This is a genomic window from Ferrovibrio terrae, assembly GCF_943372915.1.
Lineage (GTDB): Bacteria > Pseudomonadota > Alphaproteobacteria > Ferrovibrionales > Ferrovibrionaceae > Ferrovibrio > Ferrovibrio terrae_A.
Genome location: NZ_CALSAN010000015.1, coordinates 42160 through 55799 on the forward strand (window position 1 = coordinate 42160; position 13640 = coordinate 55799).

At 62.2% G+C, this 13640-nt stretch carries 12 protein-coding genes; 8 read left to right on the forward strand and 4 right to left on the reverse strand.

Annotation, left to right across the window (positions count from 1 at the left end; all coding sequences use genetic code 11):
* Positions 1-61: 61 nt before the first annotated feature.
* Positions 62-1369, reverse strand: a complete 1308-nt coding sequence (locus AAG821_RS12180; RefSeq protein WP_341912610.1) for a porin — start codon at positions 1367-1369, stop codon at positions 62-64.
* Positions 1370-1643: 274 nt separating this feature from the next.
* Positions 1644-2951 carry a porin gene (locus AAG821_RS12185; RefSeq protein ID WP_341912612.1) on the reverse strand — a complete coding sequence of 436 codons (1308 nt, stop codon included), beginning with the start codon at positions 2949-2951 and terminating at the stop codon, positions 1644-1646.
* Between the two features lie 236 nt (positions 2952-3187).
* Between AAG821_RS12185 and AAG821_RS12190 the strand changes: the two genes are divergently transcribed.
* The 5 genes from AAG821_RS12190 to holA all read left to right on the forward strand — a co-directional run bounded on the left by AAG821_RS12190 (position 3188) and on the right by holA (position 9493).
* Positions 3188-4594 carry a hypothetical protein gene (locus AAG821_RS12190; RefSeq protein ID WP_341912614.1) on the forward strand — a complete coding sequence of 469 codons (1407 nt, stop codon included), beginning with the start codon at positions 3188-3190 and terminating at the stop codon, positions 4592-4594.
* Between the two features lie 171 nt (positions 4595-4765).
* Positions 4766-5329 carry a DUF3576 domain-containing protein gene (locus AAG821_RS12195; protein WP_341912616.1) on the forward strand — a complete coding sequence of 188 codons (564 nt, stop codon included), beginning with the start codon at positions 4766-4768 and terminating at the stop codon, positions 5327-5329.
* A 63-nt stretch (positions 5330-5392) separates the two neighbouring features.
* The gene (gene leuS, locus AAG821_RS12200; RefSeq protein ID WP_341912618.1) at positions 5393-7963 is read left to right on the forward strand and encodes a leucine--tRNA ligase; all 2571 of its coding nucleotides are present in this window, start codon (positions 5393-5395) and stop codon (positions 7961-7963) included.
* Positions 7950-8480: an LPS assembly lipoprotein LptE gene (gene lptE, locus AAG821_RS12205; protein WP_341912620.1), complete on the forward strand. Its 531-nt coding sequence runs from the start codon at positions 7950-7952 to the stop codon at positions 8478-8480. Before leuS ends, lptE begins: the two co-directional genes overlap by 14 nt.
* Complete coding sequence (holA, locus tag AAG821_RS12210; RefSeq protein WP_341912622.1) at positions 8477-9493, forward strand: DNA polymerase III subunit delta; 1017 nt, start codon at positions 8477-8479, stop codon at positions 9491-9493. Before lptE ends, holA begins: the two co-directional genes overlap by 4 nt.
* Here holA and AAG821_RS12215 read toward each other — a convergent pair.
* Together AAG821_RS12215 and AAG821_RS12220 are read right to left on the reverse strand one after the other, a co-directional pair.
* The gene (locus AAG821_RS12215) at positions 9490-10533 is read right to left on the reverse strand and encodes a WD40 repeat domain-containing protein (protein WP_341912624.1); all 1044 of its coding nucleotides are present in this window, start codon (positions 10531-10533) and stop codon (positions 9490-9492) included. The two genes, holA and AAG821_RS12215, sit on opposite strands and share 4 nt — an antisense overlap.
* Positions 10533-11648 (reverse strand): GTP-binding protein, encoded by a 1116-nt coding sequence (locus tag AAG821_RS12220; protein ID WP_341912626.1) that lies wholly within the window; start codon positions 11646-11648, stop codon positions 10533-10535. Before AAG821_RS12220 ends, AAG821_RS12215 begins: the two co-directional genes overlap by 1 nt.
* A gap of 128 nt (positions 11649-11776) precedes the next feature.
* On the opposite strand from AAG821_RS12220, the gene AAG821_RS12225 reads away from it, so the two are divergent.
* From AAG821_RS12225 to AAG821_RS12235, 3 genes are all read left to right on the forward strand, one after another.
* Positions 11777-12301, forward strand: coding sequence for a methylated-DNA--[protein]-cysteine S-methyltransferase (locus AAG821_RS12225; protein WP_341912628.1), 525 nt, complete (start codon positions 11777-11779; stop codon positions 12299-12301).
* Positions 12302-12363: 62 nt separating this feature from the next.
* The gene (locus tag AAG821_RS12230; RefSeq protein ID WP_341912630.1) at positions 12364-12867 is read left to right on the forward strand and encodes a PAS domain-containing protein; all 504 of its coding nucleotides are present in this window, start codon (positions 12364-12366) and stop codon (positions 12865-12867) included.
* A gap of 70 nt (positions 12868-12937) precedes the next feature.
* Positions 12938-13630 carry a dienelactone hydrolase family protein gene (locus AAG821_RS12235; RefSeq protein ID WP_341912632.1) on the forward strand — a complete coding sequence of 231 codons (693 nt, stop codon included), beginning with the start codon at positions 12938-12940 and terminating at the stop codon, positions 13628-13630.
* The last annotated feature ends 10 nt before the right edge of the window (positions 13631-13640 follow it).

Below are 13640 nucleotides of genomic sequence, written 5' to 3' on the forward strand. Positions count from 1 at the left end.
CCCCGAAAAAAGAAAAGGGGCCGGTTTCCCGGCCCCTTCCCGAACAGACGTTTTGCCCGACTTAGAAGTCGAAGCGGAAACCGGCCGTGCCGAAGGTCTGCTTGTAGTCACCCGTGCTGGTCGCCTGGTTGGCATCGGTGTAGTCCACCACGCCAATACCACTGTAGAGCAGGATGCCTGCCGCCAGCTGATAGGTCAGGCCAAGACCGTAATAGTCCATGTCGGCACCCGCGATGTTGTTCGAGGTGTTCGGACCGACCGGATTCTTCGAGGTCCACCAGTCGGCACCGACACCGATCGAGCCCGGGCGGACGCCGTTCGTCAGGTAGCGCAGACCAGCGGTCCAGGCCTGCTCGCGATCGATCTGCACAACACCGGCCGTCGAGCGGGTGATGGCCACTTCTTCACTGCGGAAGCCACCGCCGAGCTGAACGGTCGAGCCGTCGCCGACATTGTAGGTCACCGTGGTGCCGAGCGAGTAACCGCTCAGACCATTGACGCCCGGCTGGAACGAGTTGCCGGTGACACCGGAAACCGTCACACCGCGCTGCTCGATGTTGGTCATCGTATACGAGGCAAACAGCGCCACGTCGAACTGACCAAAGCTCTCGATGTAATTGCCGGCGAACTGGGTCAGATCGCGCAGGTTACCCGAGGTCTTGGTGCCGAACGGGCTGGAGCCGCTGCCCTGGTTGCACGAGCTGAGCGCATTCGACAGGCTGCCCGAAGCAGCGCCATCGGCGTTGTTCGTGACCGTGCCGAGCACGCTGTCGTCTTCACAGGCATCCGGCACGTAAGACGCACCGAGCATCAGACCCTTGCCGACCTTCGAGCCGAAGTAGCGGTTCGAAGCGGTGTAGATATTGATGCCCTGCGAGTCATTGCCGTTGTTGCGGTACCACATCTGCGGATTGATGCGGGTGGCCGTCAGCTCGTTCGGCGAGTTGGTGCCGATGCCGGGAATGGCGGTCGGCGCGAAATAGTTCATCTTGGCCGATACGCGGTCGGTCGAACCGATATCGACGCGACCATAGGCGTCATGCTCGAACCAGGCATAGGATTCGTCGATCTGGTCGCTATAGGTCGCGCCTTCCAGTTCGACACGGCCACCGACCTTCATGCCGTTATCCATCACGGCGCGGATGGTGAACCAGATTTCGGTATCCGGACGGCCGAACGTCATATCACCCTCGTTCTGCTGGGTGGTATTGGCGTTGGTGCCCTTGTCCTGGATCTTGAAGGCCTGGTTCATATAGCCGCCCAGCGAGACGCTGATCGGTTCGGCCTTCACCTGCGCGGAGGCAACATCGGCCACGAACAGGCCGGCAGCCGCCACCAGGGCAGTTTGCAAGAGGAGAGTCTTTTTCATCCGGTGGGTCCTTTGTTTGAGGATGGTGTCAGCATCGTCGGGTGGCCGCACTGGTGCTTCCCGCTGGAAGCCGGATGAGACATGCGCGCCGGACCGGATTTTGTCAATTCAAGGCCTGTCATTTCAGGCCTTTGGGAGAAACTGGTTCCAGGGTGTGGCCGATCGGCCATCAAAACCTGTAACCGCAGTCACAAGACAGAAGAGTCACAACAGTTTCACAAAAAAGAAAAGGGGCCGGTTTCCCGGCCCCTCTCCGAACAGATTTGTGCTCGACTTAGAAGTTGAACACGAAACCGGTCTGACCGAAGGTCTGCTTGTAATCGCCAGTCTTGGTGGCCGGCAGCTGGTCGGTGTAGTCAACAATACCCGCACCGACATAGAGCAGGATGCCCGCGGCGAGCTGATAGGTCAGGCCCAGGCCGTAGTAATCCATGTCCGAACCGGCAACGTTCGCCGAACCGGCACCAACCACATTGCTGCCCGTCCACCAGTCAGCACCGATACCGATCGAGCCTGCAGCCGCACCGTTGGTCAGGTACTTGATACCAGCGGTGTAGGCGGTTTCCGTACCGATGACCGGATTAACCGACGCACCAGCTGCGCGCACAGCGAAGACTTCTTCGTTGCGGTAGCCGCCGCCGACCTGAACGGTCGAACCGTCACCCACGTTATAGGTGATGGTGGTGCCCAGTGCGTAACCGGCCAGACCATTGGCACCCTTCAGGTAGGGATTGCCAGTCACACCGGTAACAACAGTGCCACGCTGCTCGACATTCGTGCGAGTGTACGAAGCGAACAGAGCGACGTCGAAGGACCCAAAGCTCTCAAGGTAGTTACCAGCGAACTGGATCTGATCCTTGAGGTTACCCGAGGTCTTGGTGCCGAACGGGCTGGTGCCCGCACCCTGGCCGCAGGACGACAGGGCATTGGACAGCGCACCGGTCGTGGTGTCGTTGTTGGCAGTGACCGTGCCGAGCACGCTGTCGTCTTCACAGCCATCCGGAACATACGACACGCCGAGCATCAGGCCCTTGCCGACCTTCGAGCCGAAATAACGGTTCGAGGCGGTGTAGACGTTGATACCCTGCACGTCGTTACCGCTGTTGCGGTACCACATCAGCGGAGAGATGCGGGCGGCCGAGGCTTCTGCCGGGGCAGTGGTGCCGATACCCGGAATGGCGGCCGGGGCGAAGTAGTTCATCTTCGACGACACGCGGTCAGTCGAACCCACTTCGATACGACCGTAGGAATCGTTTTCGAACCAGGCATAGGACTCGTCGATCTGGTCGCCGTAGGTCGCGCCTTCCAGCTCGACGCGGCCACCGACCTTCAGGCCGTTGTCCAGCACCGCGCGGATGTTGAACCAGATTTCAGTGTTCGGGCGGCCGAACGTCATCGAACTCTCGTTCGCCTGCGTCGTGTTGGCGCTGGTGCCCTTGTCCTGAATCTTGAAGTTTTGTTCCATGAAGCCGCCCAGCGATACGCTGATCGGCTCGGCCTTCACCTGCGCGGAGGCAACATCGGCCACGAACAGGCCGGCAGCCGCTACCAGGGCAGTTTGCAGAAGCAGAGTCTTCTTCATTTCCACTTTTCCTCTCCCACCGGGATTAAGGGTTGACGTGCTAGTCACTAGCAATGAGCAAACAGCCTGCAGGGGCTGAATGACCGCAGTCATGTAGCCATTACGCCGGCGCAAGTGTCAATTTAAGCAACCGCTTGCCGCGCGCTTTTGCCCGCTGTGTTGCCAATGCGCCACACCGCACTTGGCAGTCGGGAGTGGGCATTCTATTGAGAAGCAAGGCTCGATTGAGGTCGGTCATGAAGCAGGATCCCGCCCGGATGTGGCGTGACGCAATCGCATTATACGACCAGGGGCAATACGCCCCTGCCCGCGTCCTTTTGACCGCTTTAAAACCGCTGAAACCCAACCACCCCCCCCTGTTGCATCTGCTGGCGGTCTGTAAATTCCGGCTTGGGAATGTCGACGAGGGATTATGCGATCTACAATTATTGATTGAAAAAAATAAGGAATTACTATCTGCAAGAATTGATTACGCGACGATACTGAATGAAAATGGGGATATTAATAAATCAATTCTAGTATTAAGAGAATCCCACAAAGATTATCCACATGATGCCGGTGTCGGTCTCAACCTGGCGATCACCCTGGCACAGGCTGGGGAGTGGGAAAGCTTTGACGACCTGAGCCGACAGCTCATCGCGCAGAATCCGGCACCTGAAATCCTGTGGATGCGGGCCTTGGTCTGCCTCAGCTATGGCCGCTTCGAGGAAGGCTGGTCTTATTATGGCGCACGCTGGCGTTTACCGCCGACCGCCTGGAATACACCGCGTCGCGACCTGGGATTGCCTCCCCTTGCACCCGGAACACGGCCAACAAAACCCTTCTGGCTCTGGACCGAGCAGGGAATCGGCGACGAAATCCTGCTCGCGAGCGTACTGCCAGAGGCCCGCAAGGCTGGCTTTGACTTTATTTTCGGCTGTAATTCGAGAAATATTCCGCTTTTCCAGCGCCGCTTCCCTGATCTGCAAGTCAAGGACATCAACACAGTCACACGGGCAGACCTGCCCGGCATCGGGCTACAGATGCCCTTGGCAGACCTGACGGCCCTGCTGCGCCCCGATTCGGCCAGTTTCGGCAACCAGGGTGCCTATTTGCAGCCCGACCCAAGCCTTCGCGACAATCTCCGGCAGCGCTATCAGAGCCGCCAGCCCGGCAATCTCCTAGTCGGGATTTCATGGGACAGCGGCAAGGCGTCCCGCGCGCGGCAGAAATCGACAGCCCTGTCTGACTGGCTGCCGATCCTGCAGACCCCGGGGATCACCTTCGTAAACCTGCAATATGGGTATACACAGCCGGCCCTGGCCGAGATGCGAACCAAATTTGGCATCGATATCCTGCATGACAGCAGCGTGAATCCGCTCGGCCCCACCGACCCTGCGGCAGCCCAGATCGCGGCCATGGACATGGTCATCACCGTGAGCAACACCGCGGCCCATATTGCCGGGGCGCTCGGCGTGCCCAGCCTGGTGCTACTGCCGGCAACTTATGGCCTGCAATGGTACTGGTTCCGTGATACCGAGCGCTCGCCCTGGTATAGCAGCCTGACCCTGTTGAGACAGCAAAGAGCGGGCACATGGCATCCGGTCATCGCCGAGGCCAAGGCCCGTCTCGAGCAGTTTATCGCGGGGCAGCAGCTAAAATAAGGCATATTCCCTTTTATTCCAAATCGTTACGCCGAAAACCCAGTCTAGTCCTGTGCCGGCCGCGATCGATACAATCCTGTTTCAACCCATGTCCGAAGCTAGCCGGCGATTGGCCTGAAAAGCCAATTCGTGGTATCCAGCGCGCTCGAGTATTTTAGGAGGTTGGCCGCAATGGCTGTTTATCGTCCGATCCGGACTCGCTGGGCCGGCCTGGCCATGGCCACGGCCCTGCTTGCATTGACCGGCTGTGCCGCCGAAGGCGACGGCCAGACTCAGACCTATTATCCGGAGAAGGGTTACGGCAACAGCTACGACCCGTCGCCAAACGCAGACCGGCAAACGATCTGGGGCTCTGGCGGCCTGAACCTGTTCGGCAACAATAAAAAGGACGATGGCACCGGCGGCGGCGGCATTGGCGTCAACAGCTTCCTGTGGCGCGCCACGCTCGACACGGTTTCCTTCATGCCGCTGGTCTCTGCCGATCCTTTTGGCGGCGTCATCATCACCGACTGGTATACCCCCCCGCAAACACCGGGCGAGCGTTTCAAGGTGACGGTTTACATCCTTGATCGCGCCTTGCGCGCCGACGGTTTGCGCGTTGCCGTCTTCCGCCAGGTGCGGCAGGGCGATAACTGGGCTGATCAGGCTGCCGCACCGAACACAGCCATCAGCATGGAAAATGCGATCCTGCAGCGTGCGCGCGAATTCCGCATGGAAGCTGAGGCACGGCGCTGATCCCAAACAGGAACAGTCGCCGGCTTCGGCCACCCCCGTCGTCGTCTAACATCGGAACCGTTTATGTCCCGCTATAATGCCAAGGCGGTCGAGACCAAGTGGCAGGCTGTCTGGAACGAACGACAGGCCTTCCGCGCTGAAGCCGATCCCAAGCGTCCTAAATATTACGTGCTCGAGATGTTTCCCTATCCGTCGGGACGCATCCATATGGGCCATGTCCGCAATTACACGCTGGGCGATGTCGTCGCCCGTTACAAACGGGCGCGGGGCTTCAACGTGCTGCACCCGATGGGCTGGGATGCCTTCGGCCTGCCGGCAGAGAATGCCGCCCAGGAGAAGAAGGTTCATCCCGCTGCCTGGACCTACGACAACATTGCCAACATGCGCGCCGAGCTGCAGCGCATGGGCCTGTCGCTCGACTGGAGCCGCGAACTCGCGACCTGTCATCCAGGCTACTACAAGTATCAGCAGAAGCTGTTCCTGGATTTCCTCAAAGCCGACCTGATCTATCGCAAGGAAAGTTTCGTCAACTGGGATCCGGTGGATCACACCGTGCTCGCCAACGAGCAAGTGATCGATGGTCGCGGCTGGCGCTCCGGTGCAATCGTCGAGCGACGCAAGCTGTCGCAATGGTTCCTCAAGATCACTGCTTATGCAGATGACTTGCTCGATACACTGCAGACCGGGTTGGAGCGCTGGCCCGAGCGCGTCAAGCTGATGCAGCAGAACTGGATCGGCAAATCAGAAGGCGCACGCTTTGCCTTCGCGCTGAAAGATCGCGCCGACACCATCGAGGTCTACTCAACGCGCCCGGACACGCTGTATGGCGCCAGTTTCGTCGCGATTGCCGCCGATCATCCACTGGCCGCCGAAATGGCGAAGAGCGATGCCAAGCTCGCTGCCTTCATCGAGGAATGCCGCCAGACCGGCACGGCGGAAGCCGAACTGGAAAAGGCCGAGAAGAAGGGCTACCGCATCCCGGTCGAAGCCCTGCATCCTTTCGATCCGGCCTGGACCCTGCCAGTCTATGTGGCGAATTTCGTGTTGATGGAATACGGCACCGGCGCCATTTTCGGCTGCCCCGGTCACGACCAGCGCGATCTGGATTTCGCCCGCAAATATGATCTGCCGGTGAAGGCGGTTGTTGCGCCGAAGGGGGAAGCCACCATCGAGATCGGCACCGAAGCCTTTACCGAAACTGACGGCACGATCGCAATCAATTCCGGTTTCCTCAATGGCCTCGATGTCACGGCTGCCAAGCGCACCGCGATCAAAAAACTGGAAGAGCTGAAGATCGGCGAGGGTACCGTCACTTTCCGCCTGCGTGACTGGGGTGTATCGCGCCAGCGCTATTGGGGTTGCCCGATCCCGGTGATCCATTGCGAGAGCTGCGGCATCGTGCCGGTCTCGGACGCCGACCTGCCGGTGCAACTGCCCGACGACGTCACCTTCGACAAGCCGGGCAACCCGCTGGATCATCATCCGACCTGGAAGCACGTGAACTGCCCGACCTGCGGCAAGGCGGCCCGGCGCGAAACCGATACCTGCGATACCTTTGTCGACTCGTCCTGGTATTTCGCCCGCTTCTGCAGCCCGCGTGCCGATGTGCCGATGGTGCAGGAGGAGGTCGATTACTGGCTGCCGGTCGATCAGTATATTGGTGGCATCGAGCATGCCATCCTGCATCTGCTCTATTCGCGCTTCTTCACCCGCGCATTGCGTGACACCAGCCATGTCTCGCTGCCGAGCGGCGAACCTTTCGCCGGCCTGTTCACCCAGGGCATGGTCTGCCACGAGACCTATAAGGATGCCTCCGGCGTCTGGCTGCAGCCGACCGAGGTGAAAAAAGACGGCACCAAGACCGTGCATATTGTCACCGGCGAACCGGTGACGGTCGGCCGCACCGAAAAGATGTCGAAATCGAAGAAAAACGTCATCGACCCCGGCCTGATCATCGATACCTACGGCGCCGATACCGCGCGCTGGTTCATGCTGTCTGACAGTCCCCCGGAACGCGATCTGGAATGGAGTGAATCCGGTGTCGAAGGTGCCTGGCGCTTCACCCAGCGCCTGTGGCGTCTGATCGCGGAGCCGCGCGGCCCGATTGCGGCCAAGGCAGCCGCCATGCCGGCAGAATGGCCTGAAACGGCCCTCGACCTGCGTCGCGCCTTGCATAAGACAGTCGCCGCGCTGACCCAGGATCTGGAGCAGTTTCACTTCAACAAGGCCGTCGCCCGCATCCATGAATTCGCCAACCTGTTGGAGGCGACCAAGGGAGATGATGCCGCGACCGCCTGGGCCCGCCGCGAGGCGCTCGAAGCCCTGGCCAAGCTGATCGGCCCCATGGTGCCGCATCTGGCAGAGGAAATCTGGCAGGCGCTCGGCCATGACGGCATGCTGCTGGAGCAGCCCTGGCCGGTGGCCGATGCCGACCTGGCCCGCGACGAGACGGTGACGATTGCCGTGCAGGTCTCGGGCAAGCTGCGCGCCACCATTGAAGTTGCACGCGACATGGATCAGGCTGCGCTTGAGCAACTCGCGCTGGCCAACGACAATGTCGTGCGCGCCATGGACGGCAAGCCGGCGCGCAAGGTGATCGTCGTCCCGAACCGGATCGTCAATGTCGTGGTCTAGGCTATCCCGCACCATCCTCTGCGCGGCCCTGCTGGCGGCTGTGGTATCAGGCTGCGGCTTCAAGCCGCTATACCGGCAGAATAATGACAGCGATACGGTGCCGCAGTTTGCCCAGATCGCCATCGCGCAGCCGGAAGACCGCGTCAGTCAGCAGCTGCGCAATCACCTGCTTGATATGCTGACCCCGCATGGCGCGCCGGATCGGCCGAGCTATCTGCTGGAATACCGCATCACCGAAGCGGTTGGCTCTGTCTTCGTGACGCGCAGCGAGGAAATCACCCGCAACAATCTGCAATTGTCGGTGTCCTGCTATCTGCGCGATTACCAGGGCGGCACAGTGGTGTTCTCCCTGGCGGCGACCAGCCAAGCCTCCTACAACGTGACACAGGCAGACTATGCCAATCTCGTGAGCGAGAAGAATGCCCGCGAGCGCGCCCTGCGCGATGCGGCCGAGCAGATCCGGCTGCGGCTGGGCAATTTCTTCGACCGCCAGCAGCAGCGCCAGACCAAGTCATGAAGCTGGCAGCGCGCGAGGTCGAAGGCTTCGTCAAGCGGCCTCGCCCTGATATCCGCGCCGTCCTGCTGTTCGGCAGCGATGCCGGCCTGATCCGCGAGCGCGCCAAGGCCATCGCCAGAAGCGCCTGCGAAGATCTCAACGATCCCTTCCGTGTCGCCACCCTGACCGGCGCGCAGTTGCAGGACGATCCTGCCCGCCTGGCCGATGAGGCGGCGGCCATGGCCCTGACCGGCGGTCGCCGCGTGGTGATGATCTCCGGCGCCGGCGACCGCAACGGCAAGCTGTTTGCCGGTTTCTTCGACGCCCCGGCCGGCGATGCGCTGATCGTGGTCGAGGCCGGCGAACTCACCGCACGATCCTCGCTGCGGGTCGCCTTTGAGGACTCGAATATCGCCGTCGCCCTCGGCTGCTATGCCGACGACCAGCGCGTCCTGCAGGGCCTGGCCGAAGACATGGTCAAGGAAGCCGGCAAGAAGATCGCGCCGGAAGCCATGGCCTATCTGCTGGACAATCTGGGCGCCGATCGCATGATCACCCGCGGCGAGATCGCCAAGCTGCTGCTGTACAAGGGCGAGGATGCCACGCCGATCAGCCTGGAAGACTGCGAGGCCGTGATCGGCGACAGCTCGACGCTGTTTCTCGACGATGCTGCCTTTGCCGCCTTCGGTGGCGATTTCAATCTGCTGACCGATGCCCTGACCCGCTGCGAGGGCGCCGGCGAGTCACCGGTGGCGATCCTGCGCGTGGCACAGAAGCATGGCCAGAAGCTGCACCTGGCCGCGGCGGGACGTGAATCCGGCAATCGCATGGACCCGCAGCGCCTGGGTGTGCACTGGACGCGGCGCGACGGCTTCGAGCGCCAGACCAAGCTGTGGTCCAGCGACCGGCTGATGCGCGCGCTGGAAATCCTCACCGATGCCGAACTGATGGCGAAAAGCACCGGCATGCCGGCGGCGGCGGCCTGCGGCGACGCGCTGCTGCGCATCGCCCGGGCCGCACGCGTCAGTCGCTAGGCCGTACCGAAATCCAGGATGCCGGCGGCACCGTCCTCGGCACCGGCCAGCAGGTAGCGCCCATCGGCACTCCAGCTGAGCGCTGTCACCGGTGCATCGCCCAGCCGCTCGAGATCGATGCTCGACTGGTCGTTGATGCGGCCGAGCTTGAGCTGGCCGTTCACATCACCCGAAGCGATCAGGCCATGGCGCGGATGACAGGCCACCGTGGTGACAATGGCGCCGCGGCTGAGTTCGAGCGGCGCCGAACCCATCGGCCCTTTGCCCTTGCAATCCCAGACCACGACCACTTCGGCGCCCGAGGTGGCAAGCCAGCGGCCGTCCTTCGACCAGCTGAGGCTCTTGGGCTTGTTCGGATACCCGCTCATGCGCATGTCGGCACTATCCGACAGCCGCCAGCCATGCATTTCGTTTTCCTGCGTCGCCGTCATGACGAATTTTCCGTCTGGCGACCAGGTGACCGCGACATGCGAGCTTTTCCAGGCCAGCCGCTTGGTCGGCTGCGCCTCGGCCTTGCACCACCACAGCGACACGCCGCCGTAATGCGACACGGCAATGCGCTTGCCCTTCGGATTGAAGACCAGGCCGGTGACCGTGCTGGGATGATCCTCGAAAACCGCAATCGGGGCGCCCTGTGGACTCAGCAGCCCGACGCGCTTGCCGGCACTATAGGCAATACCGCCCTCGGAAACCGCGACATGCTCCACCCATTTGCGCGGCACGACTGCAAGCTCGCTGCCCTCGCCGGCCACGGTGGTGAGCATCACCCTGCCGTCATCGCCACCCGACACGAAGCCCTGGCCATCGGGGGAGGCCGCCATGCAGAGCAGTGCGGCATCGGGATGCGCCACCAGGCGCCGCGTGGTATCGGCATCGGGCGTGGCAAACGGGCGCAGCGCGATCGAGCCATCGCCGAGGCCAAAGCCGGCATGGCCGGCGGCATCGGCAGAGGCGGCCGCCACCACGCCGGATTTGAACTGCCAGAGATAGGCGCGGAAGCCGATCTGCGCGCCGGGCGCGGCTTTAACGGGGTTCGACATCAGGCGCGGCAGGACTCAAAGCCCTGCTGCAGGGCGGATCGGTCTAGATCGCGGCCGATGAACACCAGCCGCGAGACATGCTTTTCATCGGCGCGCCAGGGCCGCTGGAAGTCGCCATCCTTGATCATATGCACGGCCTGGAAGACGAAGCGCTTGTCGCTGCCCTTGAAGTCGAGAATACCCTTGCTGCGCAGGATATTCTGGCCTTGGGTCGCCAGCAGCTCGCCGATCCAGGCATCGAACTTGCGCGAATCGATCGGCGTATCCACGGTCAGCGACACGCTTTTCACCGTGGTGTCGTGGATGCTGTCGCCATGGTCATGATGGTGATCATGCCCGCAATGCTCGTCATGCACATGGCCCGGTTCGCCATGGGCCGGGTTATGGCCGTGATGATGATGGTCATGGTCGCAATGCTCGTCATGCACATGGCCATGTTCGCCATGCGCCGGATTGTTTTTCAGGAAATCGGGTTCCAGGTCGAGGATGCGGCTGAGATCGAAGGCGCCGCGATCCAGCACCTTGGCGAGATCCACGTCGCATTTGGTCGCATGATGGATCTGGGCAAACTGGTTGACGCTGCGGATACGGCGCTCCACCTCGGCCAGCTCGGCCGGGGTCACCAGATCGGTCTTGTTCAGTATGATCACATCGGCAAAGGCGATCTGCTCCTCGGCCTCGCGGCTGTCCTTCAGCCGCGCCGGCAGATGGCGGGCATCCACCACGGTGACGATCGAATCGAGCCGGGCCCGGCGCGACACGTCTTCATCGACGAAGAAGGTCTGCGCCACCGGGCCGGGATCGGCGAGGCCCGTGGTTTCCACCACGATGGCATCGAACCGGTCCTTGCGCTTGAACAGGCCCTCGATGATGCGGATCAGGTCGCCGCGCACGGTGCAGCAGATGCAGCCGTTGTTCATCTCGAAGACTTCCTCGTCGGCATCCACCACCAGCTCGTTGTCGATGCCGATCTCGCCGAATTCATTGATGATGACGGCATATTTCTTGCCGTGATTCTCGGTCAGGATGCGGTTCAGCAGCGTGGTCTTGCCGGCGCCCAGATAGCCGGTCAGGACGGTGACGGGCGTCTGTGCGGTCTCAGATGACTGTGCCATAAGCGGATATCTCCGGCCGATGCGGCCATGCTATTGAATTGTGGAATTTGGGCGTAACCATAGTGGCCTGATCGCCCAAGTCCAGCCTTGGACCCCGAGACCGACACCGCATGCCAAGCCTCTGAATCATGTCGAAGAATCGTGCAACCTACAGCCTCACCCTGCCCAGCCCGCTGGGCTCGCTGACCGTGACCGCCACCACGGCCGCCATCGTCAAGCTGGACTGGGGCGGCCGGGGCGCCAAACCGGCGCCGCTCGACACGCCGGCAGAAGCCCAGGCCCTGCTGGCCGAGGCCGCGCGCCAACTGGAGGCCTATTTCGGCGACGGCAAATTCCGCTTCGACCTGCCGCTGGAACCGGCCGGCACCGACTTCCAGCAGGCGGTGTGGGATTTCATGCTGGCGATCCCGGCCGGCCGCACCCGCAGCTACGGCGAGGCCGCCACCGCCATCGGCAGCGGCGTGGTGGATTCCCGGGCGGTGGGCAGCGCCTGCGGCGCCAACCCGATCCCGGTGATCATCCCCTGTCACCGCATCCTGGCGGCCGGCGGCGATGCCGGCGGCTATTCCGGCAAGGGCGGGCTGGACACCAAGCGCTGGCTGCTGCGCCATGAAGGCGCCTATGTGCCCTCCGAACAGGTCAGTCTGTTCTAGTCTTCCCTTGCCTATGACGATTGTCCCCTACATCCTGTGCCAACAGGATGGGAGGCGGGCCGGTGCAGGTAGCCACGCAGTATCTGGGACATCTGCCCTATATGCCGATCGAGGAGATGGGCGATCCCAGGGATCGTGTCGACCACCCGATCCTGCGCCAGCTCTATGGCGCATGGGAGAGCCGGCGCGGACAGCGCATCGCACCCGCGCGCAGCGATATCGATCCCATCGAGTTTCGCACCGCCGTCGGCTGGGTCAACCTGATCGATGTCAGCCAGGGTGCCGGCCGCTTCGTCATGCGCGTGCTCGGTGGTCGCACCGAGCAGATGTTCGATCTCGGACCCGATTTCCGCACCCCTGAGGATTTCGACGATCCGGAATTCCGTGTCGCGGCGGTCGGCTATATCGACTGGTCGGTCGTGCATCGCAAGCCGCTGCGCATGTTCCGCGACATGTTGACGGCAAAACAGCGCTACCGCTTCGAGGGCCTGGTGCTGCCGCTGTCGGACGATAACCAGAGCGTGAACATGGTTCTGGCTGCCGGAATCCCGCCGCTCGGCGGTTGATTGCCCGCGCGCGGAGTCGCTAGAGTCCGCGCCATACATATCCGGCGATATCACACAGGAGGAACGCGCAATGGCGAAGACCATCACGATCAACGCCCATGATGGCGGCACATTCAGCGGTTACCTGGCAGAACCTGCGTCTGGCAAAGGCCCCGGCATCCTGGTCATCCAGGAGATCTTCGGCGTCAACCAGGTGATGCGCGACATCTGCGACGATCTGGCCCGCCAGGGCTATGTCGCACTCTGCCCCGACCTGTTCTGGCGCCAGGAGCCCGGCGTCGACATCACCGACAAATCCAAGGCGGAATGGGACAAGGCCTTTGCGCTGTTCGGCGGCTTCAATCTCGACAATGGCGTGGAAGACCTCAAATCCGCGCTGGCGGTGCTGCGCAAGCTCACCGGCGGCAAGGTCGGCACGGTGGGATACTGCCTCGGCGGCCGACTCGCCTTCCTGATGGCGGCGCGCAGCGATGTGGATGCCGCCGTGGCCTATTACGGCGTCATGCTGGCCGACCATCTGGGTGAAGTCGGCAAGATCAGGAAGCCGCTGCTGATGCATTGCGCCACCGAGGACAAGTTCGTGCCCAAGGATGCGCAGGCCAAGGTGAAAGCCGCCGTGGCCGCCAATCCCGCCATCACCCTGCATGAATACCAGGGCAACGATCATGCCTTCGCCCGCGTCGGCGGCGAGCATTACGACAAGGCGGCGGCCGATCTGGCCAATGGCCGCAGCGCCGACTTCTTCAAGAAGCATCTGTCCTGAGCGACGTATA

What these genes read in the sequence shown, in the direction of transcription:
- AAG821_RS12180 (WP_341912610.1), bottom strand. Translation starts at nt 1,369, where the DNA reads ATGAAAAAGACTCTCCTCTTGCAAACTGCCCTGGTGGCGGCTGCCGGC.
- AAG821_RS12185 (WP_341912612.1), bottom strand. Translation starts at nt 2,951, where the DNA reads ATGAAGAAGACTCTGCTTCTGCAAACTGCCCTGGTAGCGGCTGCCGGC.
- AAG821_RS12190 (WP_341912614.1), top strand. Translation starts at nt 3,188, where the DNA reads ATGAAGCAGGATCCCGCCCGGATGTGGCGTGACGCAATCGCATTATAC.
- AAG821_RS12195 (WP_341912616.1), top strand. Translation starts at nt 4,766, where the DNA reads ATGGCTGTTTATCGTCCGATCCGGACTCGCTGGGCCGGCCTGGCCATG.
- leuS (WP_341912618.1), top strand. Translation starts at nt 5,393, where the DNA reads ATGTCCCGCTATAATGCCAAGGCGGTCGAGACCAAGTGGCAGGCTGTC.
- lptE (WP_341912620.1), top strand. Translation starts at nt 7,950, where the DNA reads ATGTCGTGGTCTAGGCTATCCCGCACCATCCTCTGCGCGGCCCTGCTG.
- holA (WP_341912622.1), top strand. Translation starts at nt 8,477, where the DNA reads ATGAAGCTGGCAGCGCGCGAGGTCGAAGGCTTCGTCAAGCGGCCTCGC.
- AAG821_RS12215 (WP_341912624.1), bottom strand. Translation starts at nt 10,533, where the DNA reads ATGTCGAACCCCGTTAAAGCCGCGCCCGGCGCGCAGATCGGCTTCCGC.
- AAG821_RS12220 (WP_341912626.1), bottom strand. Translation starts at nt 11,648, where the DNA reads ATGGCACAGTCATCTGAGACCGCACAGACGCCCGTCACCGTCCTGACC.
- AAG821_RS12225 (WP_341912628.1), top strand. Translation starts at nt 11,777, where the DNA reads ATGTCGAAGAATCGTGCAACCTACAGCCTCACCCTGCCCAGCCCGCTG.
- AAG821_RS12235 (WP_341912632.1), top strand. Translation starts at nt 12,938, where the DNA reads ATGGCGAAGACCATCACGATCAACGCCCATGATGGCGGCACATTCAGC.